This window comes from Lacipirellula sp. (assembly GCF_965279485.1).
Lineage (GTDB): Bacteria > Planctomycetota > Planctomycetia > Pirellulales > Lacipirellulaceae > Lacipirellula.
Window position 1 is genome coordinate 2,620,247 of the sequence record NZ_CBDIIC010000002.1, and the last position, 25,051, is coordinate 2,645,297.

Below are 25,051 nucleotides of genomic sequence, written 5' to 3' on the forward strand. Positions count from 1 at the left end.
CGAATGAGCCAAGCGCCTCGCGTCTTCCCATTCGTCATTCGGATTTCGTCATTCGTCATTCACCCCTCCCGTTTGCATGACCAAAAAGCTCTACATCGAAACCGTCGGCTGCCAAATGAACGTGCTCGATAGCGAGCTCGTCGTCGCCAGCCTGCGCAAGCAGGGTTACGAACTCACCCACGACACCGGCGACGCCGACACGATCCTCTTCAACACCTGCAGCGTCCGCGAACACGCCGAAGAGAAGATCTACAGCGCCCTCGGCCGCCTGAAAAACGCCAAGCAACAGAACCCGAACAAAATCATCGGCGTCATCGGCTGCATGGCGCAGAACCATCAGCGCACCGTCTTCGAACGCGCCCCATATGTCGACCTCGTGGTCGGCCCTGGCCAACTGCATCAGGTTCCCGACCTGATCGACAAGATCGTCGCCGGCGGCGGGCAGCAGCTCGAAGTCAGCCTCGGCCGCAAAGATGGCAGTCGCACCGAGATCGAACGGAGCCACGAAAGCTTCGACCCGCTCCGCGATCCGACGATGCGGCCCACGCCGTTCCAGGCGTACGTCCGCATTCAAATCGGCTGCGACAAGTTCTGCACCTACTGCATTGTGCCGAGCGTCCGCGGCCCCGAGCAAAGCCGCCACCCTGCCGACATCATCGCCGAGGCCCGCCAGCTCGCCGACGAAGGCTGCAAAGAGATCACGCTCCTCGGCCAAACGGTCAACAGCTACCGCTACCGCGAAGGCGACCGCACCACGCGGATGAGCGATCTGCTCTACTCGCTCCACGAGATCGACGGCCTCGAACGGATCAAGTTCGTCACGAACTATCCGAAGGACATGACCGACGACCTGCTCGCCGCGGTCCGCGATCTCCCGAAGGCGTGCAAGTATCTTCACGTCCCCGCGCAAAGCGGTTCGAACCGCATGCTCCAGCGGATGAAGCGAGGCTACACGATCGAAGACTACCGCGAGATGCACCAGCGGATTCGCGAGTGGCTCCCCGAGGCGGCGGTCACCAGCGACTTCATCGTCGGCTTCTCCGGCGAGACCGACGAAGACTTTGAGCTGTCGTGCGAGCTCGTCCGCGAGTGCCGCTTCAAAAACAGCTTCATTTTCAAATACAGCGTCCGCCCGGGCACGAAAGGCGCCGACCTGTACGCTGACGACATCCCGGAAGAAACGAAGCGCGTCCGCAACAACGAACTGCTCGCGATCCAAAACGAGATCTGCGAAGCGGACAACCAACGATTCCTCGGCCGGCAAGTTCCGATTTTGGTCGAAGGCCGCAGCAAGGCCGCCGAACGCCGCGAAGAAACAGGCGAAGCGACCCAACTGGTCGGCCGCACAATGTGCGACCGGATCGTCGTGTTCGACGGCAACCTCCGCCAAGTCGGCCAAACGCTGCCGATCTCGATCTACGACGCCAACGCCCACACGCTCTTCGGCGCCGTGGTCACGCAACACGTCGGGCCTGAGCTGTTTTCGCTGACCACTTAGACGGCATGTCTCTATCTGCCGAAGAACTCGCCATCCTCCAAGCGGTGGAGCGTTGCACGTCGGCGGGCTCGACGGTATTCAGCAAATGCGCTGCCGTACTTCGGGCGATTGTCGAAAGTGACGGCGCCTGGAGCGAAGCCCAAGAGGATGCCGTCTGCAACTCCGGCTACGAAGAGGAAAAGATCGGGCGGCTCTACGACGCGCTTCGCGATTTGGTAGCGCGAGGTTACTTGGCAAGCCGCGGCGACCTCGCTTCACCGGCCGGCCCGCGTTACACCGAATGCGGACTGACGGATGCCGGGCGTTCGACGATTTCCTAGCCCCGGGCTCCGCCCGGGGGTCGCTCACCACACCGGCAGACGTCGCCGCGCGTTACGCCACGCCACCCCCGGGCAAAGCCCGGGGCTACGAAAGAAATCGCCGCAACGCCAAACGGCGCGCTCAACCGCGGGCCAACAGATCACCCGTCCGGCAAGCCAGGTGGTACAGCAGCGTAATCGCCGCCGCCGCGTCGAGCCCCGCGAGCACCGCCCAGGCAAGCGACGCATCCATCGCCAGGTCGACCTCCGACATCACGGCCAGAATCCCCAACGGCGTGTAAATCAGAGCGGCCAAAATCAGCAGTTCCCGCCGCTGCGAGACGTTCAGCACGGTACCCCAGGCCACCAGCCCAATCGCGCCGGCCATCGGCACCGCCGACCAAAACTGAGCCAAGACGACGACCGCCACTCCCGCGATGAGGAGCTTGACGCCAATGCCGGATTCGGCCGCAGAATGAAGAGGGGCGTGAGCCATAACCTCATTCTGATTGCGGTTGCAATGGCGTCTAGAAAATTGCGGAAAAGTTCGGCTGACCGCTAAGGTCGCACGTGAAGGCTGTTCGCGAAGCCTCCGGACGCTAACGCTCCCGGCTCATCACTGAACGCTCCCCCACCCCGAGCCGGAAGCGTCTGCGCCCGGAGCCGCCCCATGCGTTACAATCGGACCCGTGATGTCCGCTGAACCCGTTCCACAGCCGCTCGCCCCCGTCATTCGATTCCGCATCCGCACGATGCTGGTCGTCACGGCCATATTCGCGATTGCTGCCGCAATCGGCGGAATCTACTACCGCCAGGTAAGTCCCGCCGGGCAAAACAATCTCTTCATCTTGTGGACGACGATCACTCTGCTCACAGCCGGGTCATTCTGGCTGCGCCTGAGGGCCTCATTTCAACGGGGACAGTCTCGCAACATCCAGCACGTCGTTTACTCGCCGCATGGCAAGTATTTTGGCTCGCGACGATCGCTCTTCTATCTGTGGATCACGTTTACCCTTGGCTATCTGCTCCTCGCATCATGGTTAGCAGGTAAAGTCGACGATTACGCGCTCGGGCCAATGCTGAACCAAGGCCTCACGCTGGGGCTCTGCATCTCCGGGTGCGTCTTTACGATTGTCCGCCGCCCGGTGTATCTGTGCGACGACGGAATTCCGCTCGCGGCAAACTACGTGGCTCCCTGGAAATTCATCCGCCACGCTGAATGGATCATCGACCGCCCCGGCATCATGAAACTCCGCCGCTTCGACGGCGACATCTACATCGACGTCCCCGCCCGTGAACGCAATGCCGTCGAAGCCTTCATCCGCACGAAAACCAAATTTATCGGCGCCGCCCCAACGCCCGAATTGCAACCAACCCCTTAGCCCCCGGTTCTTTAAACCGGGGGGCTAAGCAGCTTAACAATGAGCAACTCTGACTCACAAGAAATCGAGCTCACCGAAGCGCAAACTTTCCATGCGCCCGTTATGCGGTTCCCGCTGCGCGCGATGTTGCTGCTGACGACCGGTTTGGCGCTATTAGCCGCAACCGTCGGGCCACTCTATCGCCAGGCGCATCCGGAGGCGCGAAGTTCCGTCTTGGTCTTCTGGACGGGGGTCCTAACTGCCTTGACGTTATTTGGGCTCTTCGAATGGCGCGGCTCGATTCGCCGCAAGAAACTCGTTGGACCTGTGCGATTCCAGCTAAAGCGAGTCAATCGCTCTAGCGAATCAATCATTATCATTATGTGCGCGTGGGTCGTGCTGCTCTATTCCATCTTTAGCGCCTATGTGCTGACCCATACTTTTGGGCAATTTCAACTTCGCAACGGATCGGCGACTTCAACGTTCGTAGGTATTTGCGTCACTGTATTCATCGCCGGGGCGTCGATCGGCGCCTACATGGTCGCCGCGATCGATTACGTCACCCGCCCTTGGACTCACTCCGGTCGAGTCGATATCGGCGAAACGGGCGTCATGTTCGATCGCCGCGCGATGCAATGGTCGCAGGTCCGCCACGCCTTGTGGAACGACGATTATCCCAATCAGCTCCTGCTTCAATTTCAAAAGTGGAACTGCCAATTCGCCGTACCATCCTCGATACGAGAAGAGGTTGAAGCTTTCGTCCGCACCAAGGCCGAATTCATCGTCCCCGCGCCAATTCACGAATCGCAACCGGTTCCTTAGCCCCCGGTTCTTCAAACCGGGGGTCGCCACGCATTGCCCGCCGAAAAACACTTCCAACAATGCAAACGCCGCCGCAACACGCAACGCAATTGAGCATCAGCGAAGCGATGACATCCCAAACTCCCGCCCACGACTCAACCGACTCCCCGCTACGCTTTCCGCTGCGTGCGATCGGGATCGCAACGACGCTGCTGGCAATCGGCGCCGCGGCAGCAGCGCCCTATTGGCGGGAGCAATCGCCGTCGGTTCAAGTCGCTCTACTGCTGAATTGGAGTACGATGCTCCTCTTCGGCGCGTGCACGACCGTCTATCATTGGCGGCGACTCGAGCGAATTCCCTCCGAGGCGGGAGCGATTGCCTACACAGTCACCGCGATCGGCCGCAGCAAATGGATCCCCAGCGGCAACCGGGCAGGCCTAGTATTCGCGTTGCTGCTGATAGTCGTTGCCGTTGTGCTGCAATCACTGACTGTCGTCCGCACCGGCCGGTGGGCGTCGACATACCTCCTCATGGCGCACGCCGTCTTCAACGGCCTGTTCATCGGCTTCGTATTGGGAGGCGCGATGCGACTCTTGTTGCAACGTCCTGTTTACCTCTGCGACAAATCCATCGCCGGCGCCATCTATTCGCCGTGGAAATTCATTCGGAGCGCCAATTGGATTTCCGATCGACCTGGAGTCATGAGACTGAAACAAATGGGCGGCGACATTTACATCGACGTGCGTGAAGAACAGCACGAAGCCGTTGAAGCGTTCGTCCGCATCAAAACGAAATTCATCGACACCGCAGCAGCGTCCGAATCACAATCAACCCCTTAGCCCCCGGTTCTTCAAACCGGGGGTCGCCACGCATCGCCCGCCGAAATGCTCTTCCAATAATGCAAACGTCGCCGCAACAAGCGGCCGCGAGCGCGCCGGATGCCGCCGTCGCCCCCGGTTTGAAGAACCGGGGGCTAAATGACGCGTCGCCGGGCTCAAAATTCTCGCTGCGAACGCTCCTCATCGTCACGGCCATCGGCGCCGTCGTGGCGGCCGCCGCTGGGATGGCATACCGGGCGGCGCCTGAAGGGTCGCGAGCGACGCTACTGACCTGCTGGCTAACGATCGCTGCGGCGCACATTTCCTATTTGGCGTTTCAATGGCGAGCGCACAGGCGACGGCTCACGCTGGCCGGTCCCATCCGCTTCACGCTGCGACGCCCCGACCTACGCAACGATTCGAACGCGGCGCTCATCATCGCCACGTTTGCGTTTCTCTTCTTCGCGTCGCTCCTGATCTTATCGCTATCCATGGCAGTTTTGTTCACGCTGACTTTGATCGACATGCAAAGCGGCCCCGGAGTCCTCCCCGCGATCTGCTTCGGCGGGATTTTCGGATTCATGATGGTCGCCGCGACCCACTTCCTGTACCGGCCATTCGCCCAAGCGCGGCCTATCTTACTCGGCGATCACGGCGTCATCGTGCGACGCCGCGTGCTGCGATGGGAGAGCTTTAAGCGAGCCTCCTGGCATCACCTGCTGCCGAATTGGCTGATGCTCTACGGCAGCGGAAAGAAGTACGCAGCCGCAGTTCCCGACGCATGGAAGACGGAAGTCGAAACCTTAGTCGCCGCGAGAACGCGATTCGAAGTCGACCAAACAAAACTAGCCCCCGGCCGCTGACTATGGACGACTTGGCGACGTGAAGGGGGTCGATGCGTCCATCAAAAAAAAGCCCCCGGTTTGAAGAACCGGGGGCTAATCGCTGGCATGTTCGCTGGCACGTCGAACGCGGAGTTTACATCCCCCCCGCGTCCTTCTCCGTCGTGGCCGAGCTCGACGGCTCATCGGCCTTAATTCGCGACGGACGCTTCGGTTCGACGGCCGTCCCGGGCACGATCCGCGCTCCAGAGGTCGTCTCGTCGATGATCTGCCGCAGTACGTCGGAGTCGATCGTCTCTTGCTCCATCAGCGCCTTCGTCACCGCCTCGAGCGTGTGACGGCGTTCGCCGAGGATGTGGCGAACCCGTTCCAGACCTTCATCCAAGATCCGCTTCACTTCCTCGTCGATCTCGCGGGCCGTCTGCTCGCTGTGCGTGCTGGTGCGACCGAAGTCGCCGCCGGTTGCCAGGAACGGACTACGATTGCTCTCGCGGAAGTTGACGCGGCCGAGGCGACTCATGCCGAAGTCCATCACCATGCTGCGGCCGATCTCGGTCGCACGCTCCAGGTCGTTCTGGGCGCCGCTGCTGATGTCTTCGAACACCATTTCTTCGGCCACCGTACCCGCAAGCAGCACCTGAATGCGGCTCTCCAGTTCGCTCTTGGTCATCAGGAACCGATCTTGCTCAGGCCGCTGCATCGTGTAACCGAGGGCGGCGAGCCCGCGCGGAATGATCGAGACCTTGTGCACCGGATCGGTGTTCGGCAGCGAATAAGCGACGAGGGCGTGACCGCTTTCATGGTACGCCACCCGCAGCTTTTCCTCGGGCTGCATGATGCGGCTTTTCTTCTCGAGACCGGCGCTCGAGCGTTCTACCGCTTCGTTGAGTTCCTTCATGCCGACCGCCTTCTTGCCGTTGCGGGCGGCGAGCAAGGCGGCCTCGTTGACGATGTTCGCCAAGTCGGCTCCGACGAAGCCGCTCGTGATCGCAGCGACCTGCTTCACGTTGACGTCTTCGTCGACCTTGATCTTCTGCAAATGGACTTCGAGGATCTCCTCGCGGCCGCTCACGTCGGGACGATCGACCAACACGTGGCGGTCGAACCGACCGGGACGCAACAGCGCGGGGTCGAGCGTTTCCGGGCGGTTGGTCGCGGCCATGATGATAATGCCGCTGTTCGTGCCGAAGCCGTCCATCTCGACCAGCAACGCATTGAGCGTTTGTTCGCGTTCGTCGTGGCCGCCGATCTGGCCGCTGCCGCGGGTCTTGCCGAGGGCGTCGAGTTCGTCGATGAACACAATACACGGAGCCCGCTGTTCCGCTTGTTGGAACATGTCGCGGACGCGGGCGGCGCCGACGCCGACGAACATTTCCACGAAGTCCGAACCGCTGAGGCTGAAGAACGGTACGCCCGCTTCCCCGGCGACGGCTTTGGCGAGCAGCGTCTTGCCCGTGCCCGGAGGGCCGACGAGCAGCACGCCCTTCGGAATGCGACCGCCAAGGCGATGGTAGCGTTCGGGATTTTTCAGGAAGTCGACCACTTCTCGCAGTTCGTCGACGGCTTCTTCGATGCCGGCGACGTCGTCGAAGGTCACTTCAATGTCTTCTTGCGCGATGAGCTTGCCGCGGCTGCGGCCGAACGCCATCGGCGAACCAGCTCCGCCCATGCGGCGGAGCATCACGATCATCAACATCACAAACATGCCGGTCAGCACCAGCACTGGGATGTAGGCGATCAACTGGCTCGGCTGCTCTTCGATTTTGTAGTCGGAGATTTTATTCGCGGACAACAGATCCAGCGCGGCCGGCATCATGTTGGGGTACGACGCCACGCGGAAGCTGGTCGGAGCCCACTCGCGCCACTGCGTCTCGGGGTTGAGGATGCTCTCTTTGCCATCTTCCGACGCCTTCTTCTGCTGCGCCATCACGGTACCGCTCACCTCGGTGGCGCCGACGTAGATGTTTGTCGGTTCCTTGAGACGCCACTGGATCGACGGCTTCACCGTCTTGTCTTCGTAAGTGATGTAGCGGTCAGCGTCTTTTGGCGCGTCGGGCTTGCTGGCGACGACCAGCTTTTCCCAGTCGCTCCAACCGATCATCAGCTTGCTCTGCGTCTGCCACACGGTGACCAGCAACAGCAGCAGCACGCCAAGACCGAGCAGATACCACAACATGTTGTTGTTCTGCGGCGGGGCCTTCTTGTCGGCAGGCTTCTTGGGAGTCTTGGGAGCGTCCTTCGGTTGATCCATGGATCGATGCCTTGGCAGGAATAGCACGGCCGCTTGGAGACGGCCGTGAGGTGGGTCGAATTTCTCAAAGCCACCATGCGGAGGCGGCTAAATCGTACGGCAGCCGGCTCGATCGGGGCAATCACCGCCCCGGCGCAGCTCGGCCGCCGCTCTTAACTATTGGTAGGATAGCACTTGCGGCGCGGAAAGGGAGCCTCCCCGGGCCGCCGGCGACTCCCAACGCGGGTTGTCGCGATTCTCGGCCATCCCTAAAATGCTGCGTCCCGATCGACGCCTTGCGGGGCGGCAGACGAGATCGCCCGCCTGCCACCCCAGCCGGCACTGCTGTCTCGCCGACGCTCCTCCTACGTCGATCCCCGCGGCATGGTGCGGCTGCTTTCCCGTTTCCGGGTGCGATTCGAACGATTGTTCCTATCAAACCGCGGAGCCGGCGCCGTGAGCGCTAAGTCAGCGCCCGACGCCCGCGAATCGCCGCCCAGACGCCCTCGCGAAGTCACCTCCACACCTTGCCCCGCACCCTTATGCCCTCCTCCCCGAAACGCGTCGCGGTCTTCGGTTCTACCGGCAGCATTGGCACCAGCGCCCTCGATGTGATCACGGCGAGCCAGGGACGACTGCAGGCCGTAGCGATTTCAGCCCACTCGAAGCTCGACGAACTCGTCGAGCAAGCCAAAAAACACCGCCCACGCTGGGTCATCGCCTGCGACGCCCGCGCCGCCAAGCAGTACGACTGGTCCGACCTGCCCAAAGAGTGCGAGCTCCTCACCGGCCCCGACGCGCTCGTTCGCGTTGCCGGTGAAGCCGATGTCGACGTCCTCCTCGCTGCGATCGTCGGGTCCGCCGGCCTCGCGAGCACCTGGGCCGCCGTCGAAGCCAAGAAAACCGTCGCCCTGGCGAATAAAGAGACGCTGGTGATGGCCGGCGAACTGATCGGCGAACTTGCCCGTAAGTCTGGTAGCCCGTTGCTGCCCGTCGACAGCGAGCACAGCGCCCTGTTCCAAGCCCTCCAGTCTGGCCAGCCAAGCGAAGTCTCGCGGCTGATCCTCACCGCCAGTGGCGGGCCGTTCAAACACCTGTCACCCGTCGAACTCCAACAAGTCACCGTCGCCGAAGCGCTCGCCCATCCCACCTGGCAAATGGGCCCGAAAATCACCATCGACTCGGCGACGATGATGAACAAAGCCCTCGAAATCATCGAAGCCCGTTGGCTCTTCAACATCGAAGGCGAACGGATCTCGGTGGTCATCCACCCGCAGTCGATCGTCCACTCGATGGTCGAGTTCATCGACGGCTCGGTGGTTTCGCAAATGAGTCCTCCCGACATGCGGCTGCCGATTCAATACGCCCTCGAATACCCGCATCGCGCCCCCGGCGTCGCGCGGCGGTTCGATTGGCGGCAACCGCTGAAACTCGAATTCGAACCGCCCGATCGCGAACGCTTCCCCGCGCTCGCCCTCGGCGAGGAATGCGCTAAATCAGGCGGCACCACCGGCGCCGTGCTGAATGCCGCGAATGAAGCGGCTGTAGGGGCTTTCCTCGACGGTGAGCTACACTTCACGGAAATCGTGCCAGCATGCCGCAGCGTGCTCTCGGCGCATCACTTTGAACCAAACCCGACGCTCGATGCGCTACTGAAGCTGGATCGCTGGGCACGGCAGGAGATATCTCGGTGGGTATGTGCTTGATCGCGGCGATGGACTTCGCCGCCCTGGGTAACTTGCTGCTCGTCATCCTCATGGTCGCCGCCGGCCTCGGCACGGTCATTTTCGTCCACGAGCTCGGACACTTCGCCGTCGCCAAAATGTGCGGCGTCAAATGCCCCAAGTTCTACATCGGCTTCGACGTCCCCCTCGGAGCGATGATCAATAACATGCTCGGCCGCGAGGGCGAGTTCAAAATCTTCGGCATCGGCATTCCGCGCACCATCGGGCCGCCGATCACCATCGGCGAAACCGAGTACGGCATCGGCATCCTCCCGCTCGGCGGCTACGTCCGCATGCTCGGCCAGGACGACGATCCCTCGAACATCAACGAACAACTCCGTGAATCGCAAGTCGCCGGCAACTCGCCCGACTCGAAGACCATTGTCGGCCCCGACGGCAAAAGCTACGTCGTCGACCGCCGCAGCTACTTGGCCAAGAGCGTCCCGCAGCGGATGGCGATCATCTCCGCCGGCGTCATCATGAACGTGATCTTCGCGTTCATCTTCGCCACGGTCGCCTACAAGATCGGCGTCCCCTACGAACCGTCGTTCGTCTCCCGCACCGCCCCCGGTTCGCCGGCCTGGCGCGAAGCAATCATGCCCGGGGACGAAATCGTCCAAATCGACGACATTGTGAAGCCGTCGTTCCTCGAAGAACTGATGGGCAGCGTCACCCTCGGCGACCTCGAGAACGGTCTTCCATTTGTCATTGAACGCGACGGCAAGCAAGTCAAGTTGCAACTCGTCCCGGAAAAAGGTGAAAAGCTTGCCCGCGTCGGCATTGCGAGCGGCCGCTCGCTGCAAGTCGCTCCGCCGGCGATGTTGGCCCCGCACACCGCCGCCGGCAAAGCGACTCCCGCCTTCGAACTCGGCGACGAAATCCTCGCTGTCGACGGCACGCCAGTCGCGAACTACCGCCAGTACGTCGCCGAATTGCTGAAGAAGTCCGATAAGCCCGTCACGCTCACCGTCCTGCGCGGCGCTACGCGTCCTGCCGACAAGCCCGAGGCCGAGCCAACCGGCGGCAAGAAAGTCGACGTCGTCATTGAACCGGAGCTTGAACTGACCACCGGTCTGGTGATGCAGATGAGCAAGATCACCGCGGTGCAAGAAGATTCGCCCGCGGCGAAGGCCGGCCTCAAGGTCGGCGATTTCATCGAACGCATCGTCGCCGCCGACGCCGGCGACGACGCCCCGTCGCTCACCCGCGATCCCCTCCTGCTGCCGGCCGCCCTCGCCGAGCTCGGCGACGCCGGCAAAGAAATCAAACTCACCGTCCGCCGCGGCGCCGGCGATGAAAGTCGCCAAGGAACCGAGGAGCTGACGATTCCGCTCCGCAAAGTCGATTGGATCGAAGAGCCGATCGCCGGCAACGATCCCATTCCCGCGCCCGCTCTCGGCGTCGCCTACCGCGCGCTCACCGTCGTCAGCGAAGCCAAGCCCGGCAGCCCTGCCGCTGAGGCCGGCTTCCTCGAAGCCGACGAACTGCAGTCCGCCGAGTTCATTCCTCCCGCCGACATGAAGGACAAACCGCCGGTGCTGAAATTCGATCTCAGCCAAGGCGACAAGAAAGATAGCTACGGCCTGCCGTGGGTCCTCTCTCAACTCCAAAACTTGCCGCACGGCACGCAACTGAAGCTCACCTACAAGCGCGGCAGTGAAGTGCTCGACGCAACGCTTACCCCCGTTCCCAGCGAAAACTTCTATTCCGTCGAACGCGGCATCATCCTGAAATCGATCCAACGCATCCGCATCGCGGAAACCTGGAGCGAAGCCGCCACGCGCGGTCGTACCGAAACGGTCCGCTCGCTGACGATGGTCTACCGCTTCCTCAGCAAGCTCGGCAGCGGCCAAGTCCCGGTGACGATGCTCGGCGGCCCGCTCACCATCGCCCAAGCCGCCGGCTACTCGGCCTTCCAAGGCTGGGGCAAACTGCTGATCTTCCTGACGATGCTCAGCGCGAACCTGGCGGTGATCAACTTCCTGCCAATCCCCATGCTCGACGGCGGCCACATGGTCTTCTTAGCCTGGGAAGGCCTCCGCGGCCGCCCCGCAAGCGAACGCGTCGTGATGACAATGCAAACCGTCGGCTTCGTCTTCCTGATCTCGCTGATGCTGTTCGTCTTCACACTAGATCTGCAGCGCATGTTCTTCGCATAGCGAAGCGCGCCGCCCCCCCGAACCCCAACGGGGTTTATGCATCCAGCGTTCGATGTTGAGCGATTCACCCGATCGCCCTGCGATACTGCCATGACCCTATAGTCCGGCGATTAGGCGTGAGTACTGCGATGCTGCATCCCGAACCCCAACGGGGTTCCATCATCCAGCCCAGGGTTGATTGCGCAGCAATCTACCCTGGGTAACCCACGCCGCCTCAAAACCGCAACCCTGAAAGGGTTGCATCTCTCCCCCAGCGCCCTCGCACATCCCCAATAAATTAACTTGCAATCCAAAACGGCCACAATCACGATGGCCATATGGCGCAATCACTCTCCAGAATCCTCATCCACACGATCTTCTCCACGAAAGATCGTCGCGGCGCTCTCACAGATCGCGAACTCCGCGCCGAACTTCACGCCTACCTCGGCGGCATTCTCGCGAATCTCGATTGCCAACCGCTCATCGTCGGCGGCGTTGCCGATCACGTCCACCTGCTCTCAACGCTTGCTCGCACGCAGACGGTCGCCAACGTCGTGAAGGAAACCAAACGTGCTGCCACGCTCTGGCTCCAACGGGCCGACCCCGTCTTCGCAAACTTCGCCTGGCAAAACGGCTATGGCGCCTTCTCGATCGGCGCCTCGCAAGTCGCCGCGGTGCGTAAGTACATCGCCCGTCAGGAAGAGCATCACCGCCAGGTTTCGTTCCAGGACGAATTTCGCACCTTGCTGACGCGGTACGACGTTGAGTTCGACGAGCGCTACGTTTGGGACTGACGCAACTCCTTCAGAGTTGAACATGTGAATCGATCGCAGTCCCGGGGTAGATCGCGACGCGATCAACCCCGGGCTGGAAGCTGGAACGCCTGCAGCGTTCGATTTCCGTTCGCTCGCCCAATCGATTGCGATATTGTTTCCTTGGCCGCTACCCTGCAACCTTGTAGTCCAGCGATTGCGATGCCCCGGAGCTAACGATGGTCCAGCGCTTCAGCGGGATGCGGCACTGCGTCATTCCGAACCCCAACGGGGTTCAGACATCCAGCCCAGGGTTGATTGCGAACAGCAATCTACCCTGGGTAACTTCGCCCCTCGATGTTCACAACCATGAAGGGGTTGCATCTTACCCCGAATATCACCAAGCCAACTGCCCCAGCACCAACGCCGGCACCTCGTCCTCGCCAATCATTCGGCACCGATTACTTCCCGCCAGCGCCATCGCACTTGCAGTGAACCGGCTATTCGTGATCACCGCGCACGCGTTGCACCGGTAGTGCGCCATTCCGGCCACCGCTTCCTGAACGGCGCCATTGCCGACCGAGCTCACGTATCCTTTGGCCTGAATCGCATAGCACCGCGGGCCGATCGTCGCAATGAGATCGACTCCTTGGTCGCCGCTGGTTCCGGTTGGCTGCACGGCGGCGCCGAGCAACCGAAAGGCTCGCACCAAGAAGTCTTCCCACTCCAGTCCGCGCATCGCCTTCCAATTCTCCCGCAGCAGCGTCTCGCGCTGAAACTGCAGCGATTGCCGAATTGCGTCGAGTGCTTGCGTATCCGTCGCGAGCAGGCGACGAACGTCCGCGAGTTCGGCCTGCAACCTATTTCCAGTCTCTCGCGCGGTTCGCAAGCGCGACGCCGTATGCTCAATAATCTCGTTTAGTTCGCGCGCCCTCGACGTAAACAGGAGCCATGCCAGCGTCGACGCCGCCACGCCGGCGCTAACCAAAAACGCCGCGAAAGCGATCGCATACGAACCTCCCGCCAGCTTCCAAAACACAAACGCCGGCGAACCAGCCAACACGCCTCCCACCAGTATGAGGCCGAGCGGCCAAAGGTTGAACGACTCGGCTGGTCGACGCATGGCCTGCTGCAATTGGCGACACCTCAACCGACGATGCTCCGCCGAAACGACACCTGCGACCTCAGCCAGCGACCGCTCAAGCTCGATCCGCTTCGAGTCATTCTCGCCGATGCGCCGGCTCAGGCTTGCAGCTTGTTGGTGAAGCAACTCACGCTCCTCCTCAGTTCCTAGCCCATTCGACTCTCGCCGCCGCAATCCCCACAAGCTCCGAGAACCCCAACGGGGTTCCATATCTCAGCCCAGGGTTGATTGCGTCAGCAATCTACCCTGGGTAACCCCGCCGCCTCGCCAGCTACAACCCTGTAGGGGTTGCACACCCCGCTCCGCGCAATTGCCAACGACACAACTTCCGTTAAACTGCAATCGCCTATCCGTCTCTCTCGACCCCATTAGTGGAGTTTTCAATGCAAGAATTACTCAGAGCCTACGCAATTACCTTCGGATGGGCAATTGTTGGTTCCGTTGCCATGGGCGCTGGCATCGTCATCGCATTAAAACTCTTCACGCTGGCAACCCGTGGCGTCGACGAATGGCAGCTGGTCAAGAATGGGAATATTCCCATCGCCATCATCCTGGCAGCTGTAATCGTCTCGCTCGGACTCGTCGTCTCCTCAGCAATACAGCCTTGAGTGTGACGCGATGAATCTCACCGCTCGGCTATGCATACTGCTTAGCGCCGCGCTACTCTGCTCGCTCGCGTGCAGCGGGACCGCTCATGCCGTGAATGTCCGCGGCTATTACCGCAAAGATGGCACGTATGTTAGACCGCACTACCGATCGAGCCCGGGTCGATCGTCCTATTCTTATTCCGCGTCAAGTTCGTCGTACTCCCCAAGCATTCGCGTCACTCCCACTTCGCCGAGAACGACTGAAGCTAGAACGAGTGCACGAACGACTACGCGCGACTCACGATCCTGGTCATCTCTGCTAGGATTCGATGCTGATGACGCCAGTAAAAACTCTGGGAGCGATGCAGGCGAAAAACCCGACGCGAAAATAGCGAAGAACGAGTCGGACGCGAGCGAGCTGTTCACCAAGGCTCTTGCGGCAGCAAGTTCCAAGGACTATTACCTCGCGACCACTGAATACCACCGCGTAATCCGCCATTGGCCCTCAACTTCCTCTGCGAAAAAAGCTAGAGAAAATCTACTAGCGTTGCGGGCAGACGAACCATTCAGAACATGGACAAGCAGCGACGGCCGCTTCACGTTAGTTGCGCGCTTCATCAAAGAAGAGAAGAAACGAGTCGTGCTCGCCACGCCGGAAGGCAAAACCGTGCGAATCGACCTCGAGAAACTCAGCATGGACGACCGACGCTACGTCATCATGCGTCGAAAGCGGCTCTGAGGACTAACGATTCCGCATCTCAGAAGCCTTCTCGCTCGCATCTTCCATCGCCCGCGCCTTCGACAGCGCCGACGCCACCAACCCCGCCGGCACCGAGACGATGCCGAGCCCAATCAGCAGCACGCCGAACGTAAAAATCTTGCCGCCGACGGTCACCGGGTAGATGTCGCCGTAACCGACCGTCGTGAGCGTCGCCACCGACCACCACAAGCTGTGGAACACCGAGGCGAACTGCTTTGGTTGAGCCTCGTGCTCGAAGTAGTAAATCCCGACGGCTGAGAAATAGAGCAACATCAGCGTGATGATGACGAATAACACAAGCTCTTCGCGGGCAATGACGAACGCCCGATGAAAGCGGCGGATCGCCTTGCTGTAACGCACGATCTTGAAGGCGCGAAACAGCCGCAGGAAGCGAAAGGCGCGAATCGAACGCAGATCGACGCCCGTCGCAATGAAGAACGGCAAAATCGCGAGCAAGTCGACGATGCCAAAGAAGCTGAATGCAAAGTGCAACTTCCGCTCCGCTAACGCCAGCCGTAGCAAATACTCGACGGTAAACGCCGCCACGGTCGCGACTTCGATCCCGTAAAGCCACCGCTGCGCTCGCGGCGAAAGATCGGGCAGCGTCTCAATGGAAAACGTCACCAGCGACAAGACGATCAACGCTTGAATCGTCAAATCAAACGCCCGCCCCGCCGGCGAGTCATTCTCCTCAATGAGCCGACGCAGACGATCGAGCATCCTTCCTCCTCGCGTTTCGTACGGCCACTCGCCGAAACCGAGAAGATAGAGTCGTTAAAGAACATCCGCAATACGCGCGATGTTTCGCTGATGTGGCGTCAACCCGACAAAATCGGCCACGCAACGGTTATTTTCACTCCCACAAATCCAAAAACTTTCTTGTCGAAACTGGGCCACCCATTCTGCTAGGCTCGATCTCACTCAGAACTGCACGCTGTCCACAATCAGCGATGAAGCATCAACCGCTAGCCGGAGGGCCACGCCCTCCGGGCTGCAGCGCGAACGATTCGCCATCTCAAACGAACTACCACCGGACCGCGTGGCGGTCCGGCTAGTGGGCCGCCTAGAACAAAGCGCAATGCAACAGCATGTTCACCGCAGCAACGGGAAAACAAACTGTCGCGACATCTGTCGCCGCCAAGCCGGCGATAAGGACCATCGCAGCAACAACTTAGATTTATGTCGCCAAAAACGCGAAACACGACACAAAGCGACAGCCGACCGAAAGGTGCCGCCGGCGACAGCCGACGCGACACTGCAACCGCAACGCTGCACGGAACTTACGACTAGTGCCGCCAAAAACGAGAAATGCGACACATCGCGACACGACACGACGCTAATGCCAGCGATCACTCCGCCAACTCAATCACCACGACCGACTTCGCCGGCAACTCCACCGTCAGCTTGCCATCCGCCACCTTGGCGCCTGCAAACTCCCTCGGAGTCACCGCATCGAGATCGGCAAACGTGTTATGAGCATCCAGCTTGTCGCCAGTGAGCACCCGCCCCGTCGCCCCCTTCGCGGCGACGCCGGCCAGTTCGCACGTCACGGTCACGGCCGCCGTCGGATGCACGTTTACCAGCGACACATGCACCTTGCCCGCTGTATCGCGCGACGCCGAGGCGCTCACCGCCGGAATCGCTTGATCGCCGTGCCGATACTCAGGCGATTTCAATTCCAGCGGCAGCCGCGTCGCGTCCTGGTGCACCTTGTACATCTCGAACACGTGATAGGTCGGCGTCAGCAGCATCTTGTCACCCTCGGTGAGGATCATCGCCTGCAGCACGTTCACCACCTGGGCAATGTTCGCCATGCGAACCCGTTCGCAATGGTCGTGAAAGATGTTGAGGCTCAGCCCCGCCACCATCGCGTCCCGCAGCGTGTTCTGCTGGAAGAGCGCGTAGCCTGGCGTGCCCGGCTCGGCTTCGTACCAAGTTCCCCACTCGTCGACGAACAACCCGATCCGCTTCTGCGGGTCGGTCTTGTCCATAATCGCCTCGGTGTCGTCGAGCGTCTTCTCCATCGCGAGCGAGTCGCGGACGATCGCGAACCACGCCGCTTCGTCGAACCCGGTCGCCGGCCGCTTGCTGTTCCATGGCGCCGCGAGCGTGTACTGGTGGAGCGACAGCGCCTGCATCCGCCCGCCGATCCGCTCCATCACCGTGCGGGTCCAATTCCCGTCGTTACCGTTCGGCCCACACGCGACGCGGGTGAGCCGGTTGCCCGACAGGTCGCGGCAGAACTCGGCGTATCGGCGATAAAGATCGGCGTAATACTCCGGCCGCATCGCGCCGCCGCAGCCCCAGTTCTCGTTGCCGACGCCGAAGAACTCGATCCGCCACGGTTTGTCACGACCGTTCTTCCGCCGCAAGTTGGCGAGTTCGCTGTTCCCGTCGAACGTGAGGTACTCGATCCAATCGCGCATCTCCTCGGGCGTGCCGCTGCCGACGTTGCCGGCGAGGTACGGTTCGGCGTCGAGCAATTCGCACAGCGCCAAAAATTCGTGCGTGCCAAACGCGTTCGTCTCGACCTCTTGGCCCCAATGAATGTTGATCGTCTGCGGCCGCTCGCCGACCGGCCCAATGCCGTCCCGCCAGTGGTAGTCGTCGGCAAAACAGCCGCCGGGCCAGCGGAGGTTGGGGATCTTCAGATTTTTGAGCGCCGCGATCACGTCGTTGCGAACGCCGCCCGTGTTCGGCACCTTCGAATCGGTTCCTACCCACAACCCGTCGTAAATGCAGCGGCCAAGGTGCTCGGCAAAGTGCCCGTACAAATGCCGGCTGATCGTCCCGCCATTCTGATCGCCATGAATCACCCCCGTGGCGGTAAGCGGTTCGGCGGCCCGAACTGCCAGCGGCAACGCGAATCCCAACGCCACGATGCCAGCCAACCGAACAAGAGGGGACATAATCTGGTCCTGCTAGAGAGAAGAAACTGCTATCGCCCGGCGGAAAAGGAGCCGCGCCGCGGAAAGGCGAGCCGGAATCTGCGAGTTTGGGCCCCCTCCCGCCGGGGGTCAAGCAGCTTTCAGCGGCGATTTCAGGCCATCGGAATTGGCGTTCGGCCCCAAACCACCTATCATTGTGAAGGCTTTCACAAGGTCACTCCTCTTGTCCGGGCGGTTCGACATGGCAAAGCAAGGTCCGCGGAAAAAAGTTCCGAAGGAGTTGGCGGTCATCAACGCCGACAACTGCACCGGCTGCGAGTCGTGTCTCGAGGTCTGCCCCGTCGACTGCATCGTGCTGATGAAGGTCGACCGCGGCATCGTGAAGGGGACGCAGCAGTGGTGCGAGATCGACCTCGAACGCTGCGTCGGCTGCGAAGTCTGCGTCCACATCCCCGGCAAAAAGTCGAACCCGTACGACCTCAAAGTCTGCCCCTGGGACGCGATCGAAATGGTGCCGACCGAACTGGTCGCCACCGTGGTGGCCGAAATCGGCGGCCCGCCGGAGTATATCCAAGAGAATTGGGACCGGCTCGTGGGGACTGCCCAACAATTGGCCGAGCTTCGCGCCGGCGCCTAACGGCGGGGCGTCGGGGCGCAATTCTCTCCTTCCCAAAAGGGTGGCATGCCCCAAGGCACTCCGCAGTGCATGGTGCTCCCTGCGCCGAGGCAGCCACGCCCCCGCGACTGCCCACTGCCCACTGCCCACTGCCCACAGAAATTATTTCTCTCCCTGTCGATTCCCGCCTCAGGCAATCGACTACTAAGCAGAAGGCCCAAATCAGGCCCTAACTCAACACACAACCGTCCAAGGGAGATATAACCATGTCCGCCGCAACAGGCACCGTCCGCTTGCATCGCGTCCTGCGCGCCCCTGCCGATCGCGTCTACAAGGCCTTCGTCGATGGCGACGCCATGGCCCGCTGGCTGCCGCCGCATGGGTTCATCGGCAAGGTCCACGAGATCGATGCGAAGGTCGGCGGCGGTTACCGAATGTCGTTCACGAACTTCGGCACTGGCTCGGCCCACAGCTTCAGCGCGAAGTACGTCGAGCTCGTGCCGAACGAACGGATCGTCCACACCGACCGCTTCGACGCCCCCGGCCTGCCGGGCGAGATGAACGTGACGATCACCTTCAAGCCGGTCCTCTGCGGCACCGAGCTGAACATCGTGCAAGAAGGGATCCCCGCCGCGATCCCGACCGAAATGTGCTACCTCGGCTGGCAAGAATCGCTCGGCCAACTCGCGAACCTCGTCGAGCCCAGCATCCCCGACGGCGAGTAACAACCTAGCCCCGGGCTCCGCCCGGGGGTGACGTAGCGTCGCGTAGGGGCGACGGTTTTCGGTATGGTAACCGACCCCCGGGCAGAGCCCGGGGCTAGAACAAACAACACTCAAACAACTCAAAGCGAGTTCGCAATGAACGTAAAGAAAATCATCGGCTGGGTCCTTAGCATCCTCATCGCAGCGATGATGATCTTCCTCAGCGCCCCAGGCAAGTTCATGGACTTTGAGGGCAAAGAAGAGATGTTCGCCAAGCTGGGTTGGGGCGTCGAGGTGATGAAGACGATCGGCGTCATCGAAATCGTCGTCGCGGTTCTCTACCTCATCCCCCGCACCGCCTTCGTCGGCGCCGTGCTCGTCACCGCGTATCTCGGCGGCGCCATCGCCACCCACGTCCGCATCAACGACCAGTTCATCTTCCCGGTGATCATGGGCGTGATCGCCTGGATCGCCCTCGGCCTCCGCGACGGCCGCATCTTTACTGCCGCCTTCACCGCCCCGCCGAAACCGCTCGCCGACTAGCGACTCCGAAATATCTTCTGGCCCCTCCCCCGTGAGGGGAGGGCTGGGGAGGGGGTGGGCACCTAGTACACGCTGCGATCACCCCTCCCTAACCCTCCCCCTCAAGGGGAGGGAACCAGAGGAAACAAAACAATCAACTTTCATTCGCAATCGCCGCCTCAATCTTCCGCAAGTACTCAATGCTCTGCTCAGCGATTTCGCGCGGGCTCGGCTCGTACTTAAACACCTCCAGCGAAAGCCAACCCGAGTAACCAATTTCATCGAGCGCCGTCAGGATCGGCCCATACTCGACATGCCCCATCCCGGGGCCGAGTAGGTTCGCGTCGTTCACATGAAAGTGCGCCAGCCACTTGCGGCTCTCGCGAATGATGACGTCGATCGGCTCCGCCTCGCTCGACATCGCCTTCACGTCGAGGTGCAGCCGGCAATGAGGCGAGTCGACGAGCTTCGCCAGCTGAACGCCGCTCTTCGCGGTCAACATAAAATTCCCCTCGGCCGGGCCGAGCGGTTCGAGCGCGATCGTTACGTTGTGGGCAGCGCACACAGGCATCACTTCCCGCAGGATCTCCGCGGCGTATGATTCCGCGTCGTTGTACCCGACACCCGGCAGCAGGTTGCGCTGTTGCGGCGAGCCGAGTACCATCAGCGTGCCGCCGAGTTCGCCGCAGAGTTCGACGAGCGCTTTGAGATAGTCCGCCGTCGCCCGCCGGGTTGCGCCGTCGGGGCTGGTGAGGTAAAACCCGCTGGTCTTCGCGAGGAGCCAATGCAGGCCGACGACTTCCAGCCCCGCCGCCTCGGCCTGCTGCCGGATCTCGCGCCGCCGCGCCGCGGGAACCTGCCGCGCGTCGAACGCGTCGGTCGGCGGCAACAACGTGAAGGGAGCAATTTCGACGCCCGTGTAACCAAGCGCCCGCATCGTCGAAGCGACCTGATCAAACGGCTCTTGGCCAAACATCTCGTTGCAGAAGGCGAATTTCATGGGCACCTCAACGTGAACCCTGTCACTCTGAGGTACTCCGAAGAGTCCGGCCAGATTCTTCGGAGTACCTCAGAATGACAAGTTGAAAAGAGCAGCGGTAAACGAGTTCAACATCCATGAGTGTCGCAAACGCCGCGCCCCTTTGGTACCTTGTTCCACAGCATTGCTCTACGATTTTTCTCCGCAGGACGCCTAGTTTGCAGGTCGCACGATGCCGCTGAAGCCAGGAAAAATTCATCAGGGCGACTGCCTGAAATTGATGGGCCAGATCGAGACCGGCTCGGTCGATCTCGCGTTCGCCGACCCGCCGTTCAACATCGGCTACAAGTACGACAAGTACCACGACAGCCAGGAAGACGCAAAGTATCTCGACTGGTGCGGCGAGTGGATCGGCGAGATCTCTCGAATTCTCAAGCCGAGCGGCACGTTCTGGCTTGCGATCGGCGACGAGTACGCCGCGGAGCTGAAGGTCGCCGCGACGCGGCAGATCGCCAGCCCGTTCATCATGCGGGGCTGGGTCATTTGGTACTACACCTTCGGCGTCAACTGCACGCGGAAGTTCAACCGCTCGCACGCCCACCTGTTCCAGTTCATCAAGGACGAAAAGCAGTTCACGTTCAATGCCGAAGACCCCGCAGTGCGCGTCCCCTCGGCGCGGGCCCTCGTCTACGGCGATAGCCGCGCGAATCCCAAGGGCCGGCTCCCCGACGACACGTGGGTCCTCCGCCCGCAAGACGCGCCCGAGAGCTTCCAATCGATGGACGACCTTTGGTACTACTCCCGCGTCGCCGGGACGTTCAAAGAACGCCAGGGCTTTCACGGCTGCCAAATGCCCGAGCAACTCCTCGGCCGCATCATTCGCGTGAGCAGCAACCCAGGCGACGTGGTGTTCGACCCCTTCACCGGCAGCGGCACGACGCTCGCCGTGGCGAAGAAGCTGGGCCGCGAATTCCTCGGCACGGAACTCTCCGCCGACTACGCCAAGTATGCCACCCAGCGGCTGAAAGGGATCAAACCAGGCGACCCGCTCGACGGCCCCGCCGACCCAGCATCGAGCTCGCCGAACACGGCGAATGGCGTGACGCTCGAGGCCCGCAACCGGCGTAAGGCGGCGGCGAAGTGATGCAGCGCACTCGGTGCGTTTGGGTGCCACTGGCATCTTGCCAGTGCTGAAGTGGATACTCGCTCGACGCTTCTCACTGGCAAGATGCCAGTGGCACCCAACCGGTGGCCGTGCAGAGCGAAATCAGTTCGCTGTCTTGATCGCGATTGCGTGCTTGCGATTCTCTTTGCGAACCAGCTGCCCGCAGGCGGCGGCGACGTCGGCGCCGAGGCTGTAGCGGATGGTGCACTTCAGGCCGGCCGCTTTGAGGTGGGCGCCGAAGGCCTCACGCGTGGGGCGGTCGGTTCCCTGCAGATGCGGTGCGTCGTCGATCGAGTTGAATGGGATGAGGTTCACATGAACGCGCAAGCCGCTTAACCAAGCAGCCAGTTCCGCGGCCGCTTCGAGCGAGTCGTTCAGGCCGGCGAGCATCAGGTACTCGACCATCACCTCGGTCGACGCGGGCTGAATGCGATTCAGCTCGACCAACGCACGGCGTAGTTCGCTCAGCGGGTATCGCTTCGCGAGGGGAATGATTTGCTGCCGCGTCTCTTGATTGGCGCTGTGCAGGCTGAGGGCGAGGTTGAGGTTCGGGAACCGCCGGGCGCAGCGGATCATCGCGTCGGGCAGGCCGACCGTGGAGACGAGGATCCGGCTCGGCGGCTGGTGGAACAGCTCGGGCGCCTGCAGCGCTTCGAGCGTGACGTACAGGTTTTCTTCGTTGTGGAACGGCTCGCCCATCCCCATGAAGACGAGGTTGCGCAGCTGCCGGCCCTCGGTGGCAAGGATCTGCCGCGACTGAGTGATCTGATCGAGAATCTCCGCCGGCTGCAGGTTCTGAGCGATCCCCATCTTGCCGGTCGCGCAGAAGTCGCACGCCGCGGCGCAGCCGACCTGGCTCGACACGCACAGCGTCGTCCGGCCGGTAGCGATGCGGAGAATCACCGACTCGATGAGCATCCCGGCGCGCGTCCGGAAGAGGAGCTTCGACGCCCCGTCCTGCTGCGAGTCGTTGCGGCAGTGCAATTCCAGCGGATGGAGATCAACGCGGCGGACGAACTCCTCGCGAACGCCGGCAGGCAGCTCAGTGGCCGCATCGGCGTCGGCTCGACCATGCTTCAGCAACGCATTCCGATAACGGCGCAGCGCGTGGGGATCGAACCGTAGCTCGTGACGGAGCCGGTCGATCGCTGGCGTGTCGTAGATGCTCAGTTCGCTTGGCATTGGTTTGTTTTTATGCCTCTCGCAGAGGCGCAAAGGCGCAGAGGAACGCAAAGAAATGCAGGAGAGAGCTGGGAAGAACTTTTCTACAGCTCCTCCTAACTAATCAGTCTTCTATTTTTCTTTGTTCCTCTTCCTCTTTTTCTTCTTTGCGATTCTCTGCGCCTTTGCGCCTCTGCGAGAGACTTATCAGCCGCAAGATCAATCAAGCCAGCACCACTTTGTTAGCAGCCCCCGGCTGGTCCTGCACATACCGCGGTACCGCGTAGCCTGGCAGGCGGCGGCGGAGTTCGGTCATGATCTCGCGGCCGCGCTCCACGCTCACTTCGAAGTGAGCCGAGCCGCGCACCCGGTCGAGTTGGTTCAAATAGTACGGCGTCACGCCGAGGTCGATCAGCCGCAGGTTGAGGTCGGCCTGGGCGTCGACCGTGTCGTTCACGCCGCGGAGCAACACCGCCTGGTTGAGCAGCAGCACGCCTGCTTCGCGCAGCCGGCGGAGCGCGGCGGCAACCTCGGCGTCAAGTTCCTGGGCGTGGTTCGAGTGGATCACCATCACCGGCGTCAGCCTGGTTCCGGCGAGCCAGGCGAGCAGTTCGTCGTTCACCCGCGACGGGATCATCACCGGCAGCCGGGTGTGGACCCGCAGGCGGCGGAGGTGGGGGATCGCGGCGAACTGCTCCGCCAGCCGCGCCAATCGTGAATCGACCACGGTAAGCGGATCGCCGCCGCTGAGGATGATCTCCTCGATCGTCGGATCGTTGCGAAGCGTCTCGACCGCCCCGGCCCACACCCGCTCGCTGGGGGGCGACTCGTCGTACGGGAAATGGCGGCGGAAGCAGTAGCGGCAATGGATCGCACAAGCCCCGGTCACCACCATCAGGGCCCGGCCGGCGTACTTCTGCAGTAGCCCCGGGCGGAGGGCGAACGCGGCGTCCTCGACGGGGTCGTCGGTGAACCCGGCAGCCGACTCGGCCTCGGCCGCGGCTGGCCAAACTTGGCGGAACAGCGGGTCGGCCGGGTTCCCCAGCTCGATCCTCCGGAGGTAGCTCGGCGGCACGAACAGCGGGAAATCAGCCCCTGCGGCAGCCGCTTCAACCGCCATTTCCGCCGGCAACCCCAGCACCTCAACCAGCCGCCGGGGATCCCGAATCGAGTCGCGCAGCTCCCGCTGCCACGGGGCCGAAGTGGCCGTAGAACGGGCGCGGACAGCCGATTCTGGAGAGGTTAGAATGCTCAATTCGGTTTGCGGCAAGGGCTTCGCGTAAGGGGAGTCGCTGCGCGGCCAAACGACCATTATGCGTGACAGCTAGCCGGACCGCCACGCGGTCCGGGTCCGGAGGGCGTGGCCCTCCGGCTAGGGAGCGAACTCGCTCCGCACCTAGCTCCAACTAATAGAGACACTTTTTCAGTCGGACGACAGGAAACAAATCAGTGGGAACTTACTCGACCAGCGATTTCCGGAAGGGCCTGAAGGTTCAGATCGACGGTATCCCGTACCTCATGATCGAAATGAACTTCCGCAAGCCGGGCAAGGGGAACGCCCTCTACGAATGCAAGCTGCGGAACCTGCTTCGCGGCACGGTGACCGACAAGACCTACCGGGCGGGCCAGACGCTCGAGTCGGCGGACGTGTCGGAATTCAACGCCCAATACTTGTACCGCCAGGGCGAAGAGTTCGTGTTCATGAAGAACGACGACTACGAGCAGTACGAAATGTCGGCCGAGTCGGTCGGCGAGGCCTGGAAGTTCCTCAAGGACAACATGGACTGCCAGTTGGTGGTCTACAACGACATGGCGATCGCGGTCACCCCGCCTAACCACGTCGTCCTGCAGGTCGAATACTGCGAGCCGGGCGCCAAGGGCAACACGGCCACGAACGTCACCAAGCCGTGCAAAATGGAGACGGGGGCAGAGATTTTGGCCCCGGCGTTCGTCAATATCGGCGATTTCCTACGAATTGACACCCGAACGGGTGAATATATTGAACGTGCCAAGGATGCGAACAGCTGAGCGAATGAGGTAGTGTTGAATTACTAACCGCGGA

Annotated in this window: 25 protein-coding genes; 17 read left to right on the forward strand and 8 right to left on the reverse strand. The window is 61.7% G+C overall.

Translation table 11 applies throughout. The features are described 5' to 3' along the window. Nucleotides 1-76: 76 nt before the first annotated feature. On the forward strand, nucleotides 77-1,498 hold the full coding sequence (miaB, locus tag ACQY7R_RS18070) for a tRNA (N6-isopentenyl adenosine(37)-C2)-methylthiotransferase MiaB (RefSeq protein ID WP_428306968.1): 1,422 nt from the start codon (nucleotides 77-79) through the stop codon (nucleotides 1,496-1,498). A 5-nt stretch (nucleotides 1,499-1,503) separates the two neighbouring features. After that, nucleotides 1,504-1,818 carry a hypothetical protein gene (locus tag ACQY7R_RS18075; RefSeq protein ID WP_428306969.1) on the forward strand — a complete coding sequence of 105 codons (315 nt, stop codon included), beginning with the start codon at nucleotides 1,504-1,506 and terminating at the stop codon, nucleotides 1,816-1,818. 121 nt (nucleotides 1,819-1,939) lie between these two features. Here the strand turns inward: ACQY7R_RS18075 and ACQY7R_RS18080 are convergent, their stop codons facing one another. Further along, entirely contained in the window at nucleotides 1,940-2,293 is a 354-nt protein-coding gene (locus tag ACQY7R_RS18080) for a hypothetical protein (protein WP_428306970.1), read from the reverse strand. Nucleotides 2,294-2,489: 196 nt separating this feature from the next. On the opposite strand from ACQY7R_RS18080, the gene ACQY7R_RS18085 reads away from it, so the two are divergent. Genes ACQY7R_RS18085 through ACQY7R_RS18100 form a run of 4 tightly spaced genes read left to right on the forward strand, consistent with a single transcriptional unit; the run spans nucleotide 2,490 to nucleotide 5,640 of the window. After that, a complete protein-coding gene (locus tag ACQY7R_RS18085; RefSeq protein WP_428306971.1) occupies nucleotides 2,490-3,179 on the forward strand; it encodes a hypothetical protein in 690 nt (229 codons plus the stop codon). A gap of 39 nt (nucleotides 3,180-3,218) precedes the next feature. Next, complete coding sequence (locus ACQY7R_RS18090) at nucleotides 3,219-3,980, forward strand: hypothetical protein (protein ID WP_428306972.1); 762 nt, start codon at nucleotides 3,219-3,221, stop codon at nucleotides 3,978-3,980. Nucleotides 3,981-4,039: 59 nt separating this feature from the next. Then, nucleotides 4,040-4,798 carry a hypothetical protein gene (locus tag ACQY7R_RS18095; protein ID WP_428306973.1) on the forward strand — a complete coding sequence of 253 codons (759 nt, stop codon included), beginning with the start codon at nucleotides 4,040-4,042 and terminating at the stop codon, nucleotides 4,796-4,798. A 59-nt stretch (nucleotides 4,799-4,857) separates the two neighbouring features. Next, the gene (locus ACQY7R_RS18100; protein WP_428306974.1) at nucleotides 4,858-5,640 is read left to right on the forward strand and encodes a hypothetical protein; all 783 of its coding nucleotides are present in this window, start codon (nucleotides 4,858-4,860) and stop codon (nucleotides 5,638-5,640) included. A gap of 115 nt (nucleotides 5,641-5,755) precedes the next feature. Here ACQY7R_RS18100 and ftsH read toward each other — a convergent pair whose 3' ends face one another. Then, the gene (ftsH, locus tag ACQY7R_RS18105; protein ID WP_428306975.1) at nucleotides 5,756-7,870 is read right to left on the reverse strand and encodes an ATP-dependent zinc metalloprotease FtsH; all 2,115 of its coding nucleotides are present in this window, start codon (nucleotides 7,868-7,870) and stop codon (nucleotides 5,756-5,758) included. Nucleotides 7,871-8,391: 521 nt separating this feature from the next. Between ftsH and dxr the strand changes: the two genes are divergently transcribed. From dxr to ACQY7R_RS18120, 3 genes are all read left to right on the forward strand, one after another. Further along, entirely contained in the window at nucleotides 8,392-9,555 is a 1,164-nt protein-coding gene (gene dxr / locus ACQY7R_RS18110) for a 1-deoxy-D-xylulose-5-phosphate reductoisomerase (RefSeq protein ID WP_428306976.1), read from the forward strand. After that, nucleotides 9,546-11,732, forward strand: a complete 2,187-nt coding sequence (locus ACQY7R_RS18115) for a site-2 protease family protein (RefSeq protein ID WP_428308906.1) — start codon at nucleotides 9,546-9,548, stop codon at nucleotides 11,730-11,732. Before dxr ends, ACQY7R_RS18115 begins: the two co-directional genes overlap by 10 nt. A 317-nt stretch (nucleotides 11,733-12,049) precedes the next feature. Further along, nucleotides 12,050-12,505, forward strand: a complete 456-nt coding sequence (locus tag ACQY7R_RS18120) for an IS200/IS605 family transposase (protein WP_428306977.1) — start codon at nucleotides 12,050-12,052, stop codon at nucleotides 12,503-12,505. A 355-nt stretch (nucleotides 12,506-12,860) separates the two neighbouring features. On the opposite strand, the gene ACQY7R_RS18125 is transcribed toward ACQY7R_RS18120, so the two are convergent. Next, nucleotides 12,861-13,586, reverse strand: coding sequence for a restriction endonuclease (locus tag ACQY7R_RS18125; RefSeq protein WP_428306978.1), 726 nt, complete (start codon nucleotides 13,584-13,586; stop codon nucleotides 12,861-12,863). Between the two features lie 33 nt (nucleotides 13,587-13,619). On the opposite strand from ACQY7R_RS18125, the gene ACQY7R_RS18130 reads away from it, so the two are divergent. From ACQY7R_RS18130 to ACQY7R_RS18140, 3 genes are all read left to right on the forward strand, one after another. Beyond that, nucleotides 13,620-13,757 carry a hypothetical protein gene (locus ACQY7R_RS18130; RefSeq protein ID WP_428306979.1) on the forward strand — a complete coding sequence of 46 codons (138 nt, stop codon included), beginning with the start codon at nucleotides 13,620-13,622 and terminating at the stop codon, nucleotides 13,755-13,757. Nucleotides 13,758-13,990: 233 nt separating this feature from the next. Continuing rightward, a complete protein-coding gene (locus ACQY7R_RS18135; RefSeq protein WP_428306980.1) occupies nucleotides 13,991-14,215 on the forward strand; it encodes a DUF350 domain-containing protein in 225 nt (74 codons plus the stop codon). Between the two features lie 10 nt (nucleotides 14,216-14,225). Then, on the forward strand, nucleotides 14,226-14,933 hold the full coding sequence (locus tag ACQY7R_RS18140) for an SHD1 domain-containing protein (protein WP_428306981.1): 708 nt from the start codon (nucleotides 14,226-14,228) through the stop codon (nucleotides 14,931-14,933). Between the two features lie 3 nt (nucleotides 14,934-14,936). Here ACQY7R_RS18140 and ACQY7R_RS18145 read toward each other — a convergent pair whose 3' ends face one another. Together ACQY7R_RS18145 and ACQY7R_RS18150 are read right to left on the reverse strand one after the other, a co-directional pair. Beyond that, entirely contained in the window at nucleotides 14,937-15,674 is a 738-nt protein-coding gene (locus ACQY7R_RS18145; RefSeq protein ID WP_428306982.1) for an ion transporter, read from the reverse strand. Nucleotides 15,675-16,303: 629 nt separating this feature from the next. Continuing rightward, complete coding sequence (locus tag ACQY7R_RS18150) at nucleotides 16,304-17,863, reverse strand: alpha-N-arabinofuranosidase (RefSeq protein ID WP_428306983.1); 1,560 nt, start codon at nucleotides 17,861-17,863, stop codon at nucleotides 16,304-16,306. 220 nt (nucleotides 17,864-18,083) lie between these two features. Between ACQY7R_RS18150 and ACQY7R_RS18155 the strand changes: the two genes are divergently transcribed. The 3 genes from ACQY7R_RS18155 (at nucleotide 18,084) to ACQY7R_RS18165 (ending at nucleotide 19,705) form a co-directional block, all read left to right on the forward strand. Beyond that, on the forward strand, nucleotides 18,084-18,479 hold the full coding sequence (locus tag ACQY7R_RS18155) for a 4Fe-4S dicluster domain-containing protein (RefSeq protein ID WP_152101358.1): 396 nt from the start codon (nucleotides 18,084-18,086) through the stop codon (nucleotides 18,477-18,479). 245 nt (nucleotides 18,480-18,724) lie between these two features. Next, nucleotides 18,725-19,183, forward strand: a complete 459-nt coding sequence (locus tag ACQY7R_RS18160) for an SRPBCC family protein (RefSeq protein WP_428306984.1) — start codon at nucleotides 18,725-18,727, stop codon at nucleotides 19,181-19,183. 135 nt (nucleotides 19,184-19,318) lie between these two features. Then, on the forward strand, nucleotides 19,319-19,705 hold the full coding sequence (locus ACQY7R_RS18165) for a DoxX family protein (protein WP_428306985.1): 387 nt from the start codon (nucleotides 19,319-19,321) through the stop codon (nucleotides 19,703-19,705). A gap of 133 nt (nucleotides 19,706-19,838) precedes the next feature. On the opposite strand, the gene ACQY7R_RS18170 is transcribed toward ACQY7R_RS18165, so the two are convergent. Next, nucleotides 19,839-20,684, reverse strand: coding sequence for a sugar phosphate isomerase/epimerase family protein (locus tag ACQY7R_RS18170; protein ID WP_428306986.1), 846 nt, complete (start codon nucleotides 20,682-20,684; stop codon nucleotides 19,839-19,841). A gap of 211 nt (nucleotides 20,685-20,895) precedes the next feature. On the opposite strand from ACQY7R_RS18170, the gene ACQY7R_RS18175 reads away from it, so the two are divergent. After that, a complete protein-coding gene (locus ACQY7R_RS18175; RefSeq protein ID WP_428306987.1) occupies nucleotides 20,896-21,807 on the forward strand; it encodes a DNA-methyltransferase in 912 nt (303 codons plus the stop codon). 123 nt (nucleotides 21,808-21,930) lie between these two features. Here ACQY7R_RS18175 and rlmN read toward each other — a convergent pair whose 3' ends face one another. Continuing rightward, entirely contained in the window at nucleotides 21,931-23,010 is a 1,080-nt protein-coding gene (gene rlmN, locus ACQY7R_RS18180; protein ID WP_428306988.1) for a 23S rRNA (adenine(2503)-C(2))-methyltransferase RlmN, read from the reverse strand. Between the two features lie 202 nt (nucleotides 23,011-23,212). Further along, nucleotides 23,213-24,244 (reverse strand): EF-P beta-lysylation protein EpmB, encoded by a 1,032-nt coding sequence (gene epmB, locus ACQY7R_RS18185; protein ID WP_428306989.1) that lies wholly within the window; start codon nucleotides 24,242-24,244, stop codon nucleotides 23,213-23,215. A 194-nt stretch (nucleotides 24,245-24,438) separates the two neighbouring features. Here epmB and efp point away from each other — a divergent pair, with 194 nt between their 5' ends. After that, nucleotides 24,439-25,017: an elongation factor P gene (efp, locus tag ACQY7R_RS18190; protein WP_428306990.1), complete on the forward strand. Its 579-nt coding sequence runs from the start codon at nucleotides 24,439-24,441 to the stop codon at nucleotides 25,015-25,017. The last annotated feature ends 34 nt before the right edge of the window (nucleotides 25,018-25,051 follow it).

Coding starts and splice junctions, on each gene's coding strand:
- ACQY7R_RS18115 (WP_428308906.1), top strand. CDS start 9,546: ATGTGCTTGATCGCGGCGATGGACTTCGCCGCCCTGGGTAACTTGCTG.
- ACQY7R_RS18080 (WP_428306970.1), bottom strand. CDS start 2,293: ATGGCTCACGCCCCTCTTCATTCTGCGGCCGAATCCGGCATTGGCGTC.
- ACQY7R_RS18120 (WP_428306977.1), top strand. CDS start 12,050: ATGGCGCAATCACTCTCCAGAATCCTCATCCACACGATCTTCTCCACG.
- ftsH (WP_428306975.1), bottom strand. CDS start 7,870: ATGGATCAACCGAAGGACGCTCCCAAGACTCCCAAGAAGCCTGCCGAC.
- ACQY7R_RS18085 (WP_428306971.1), top strand. CDS start 2,490: ATGTCCGCTGAACCCGTTCCACAGCCGCTCGCCCCCGTCATTCGATTC.
- ACQY7R_RS18100 (WP_428306974.1), top strand. CDS start 4,858: ATGCAAACGTCGCCGCAACAAGCGGCCGCGAGCGCGCCGGATGCCGCC.
- ACQY7R_RS18155 (WP_152101358.1), top strand. CDS start 18,084: ATGGCAAAGCAAGGTCCGCGGAAAAAAGTTCCGAAGGAGTTGGCGGTC.
- ACQY7R_RS18140 (WP_428306981.1), top strand. CDS start 14,226: ATGAATCTCACCGCTCGGCTATGCATACTGCTTAGCGCCGCGCTACTC.
- ACQY7R_RS18150 (WP_428306983.1), bottom strand. CDS start 17,863: ATGTCCCCTCTTGTTCGGTTGGCTGGCATCGTGGCGTTGGGATTCGCG.
- miaB (WP_428306968.1), top strand. CDS start 77: ATGACCAAAAAGCTCTACATCGAAACCGTCGGCTGCCAAATGAACGTG.
- ACQY7R_RS18170 (WP_428306986.1), bottom strand. CDS start 20,684: ATGAAATTCGCCTTCTGCAACGAGATGTTTGGCCAAGAGCCGTTTGAT.
- ACQY7R_RS18125 (WP_428306978.1), bottom strand. CDS start 13,586: ATGCGTCGACCAGCCGAGTCGTTCAACCTTTGGCCGCTCGGCCTCATA.
- ACQY7R_RS18130 (WP_428306979.1), top strand. CDS start 13,620: ATGCTCCGCCGAAACGACACCTGCGACCTCAGCCAGCGACCGCTCAAG.
- ACQY7R_RS18090 (WP_428306972.1), top strand. CDS start 3,219: ATGAGCAACTCTGACTCACAAGAAATCGAGCTCACCGAAGCGCAAACT.
- ACQY7R_RS18175 (WP_428306987.1), top strand. CDS start 20,896: ATGCCGCTGAAGCCAGGAAAAATTCATCAGGGCGACTGCCTGAAATTG.
- ACQY7R_RS18160 (WP_428306984.1), top strand. CDS start 18,725: ATGTCCGCCGCAACAGGCACCGTCCGCTTGCATCGCGTCCTGCGCGCC.
- ACQY7R_RS18165 (WP_428306985.1), top strand. CDS start 19,319: ATGAACGTAAAGAAAATCATCGGCTGGGTCCTTAGCATCCTCATCGCA.
- rlmN (WP_428306988.1), bottom strand. CDS start 23,010: ATGCCAAGCGAACTGAGCATCTACGACACGCCAGCGATCGACCGGCTC.
- ACQY7R_RS18075 (WP_428306969.1), top strand. CDS start 1,504: ATGTCTCTATCTGCCGAAGAACTCGCCATCCTCCAAGCGGTGGAGCGT.
- ACQY7R_RS18135 (WP_428306980.1), top strand. CDS start 13,991: ATGCAAGAATTACTCAGAGCCTACGCAATTACCTTCGGATGGGCAATT.
- ACQY7R_RS18145 (WP_428306982.1), bottom strand. CDS start 15,674: ATGCTCGATCGTCTGCGTCGGCTCATTGAGGAGAATGACTCGCCGGCG.
- ACQY7R_RS18095 (WP_428306973.1), top strand. CDS start 4,040: ATGCAAACGCCGCCGCAACACGCAACGCAATTGAGCATCAGCGAAGCG.
- dxr (WP_428306976.1), top strand. CDS start 8,392: ATGCCCTCCTCCCCGAAACGCGTCGCGGTCTTCGGTTCTACCGGCAGC.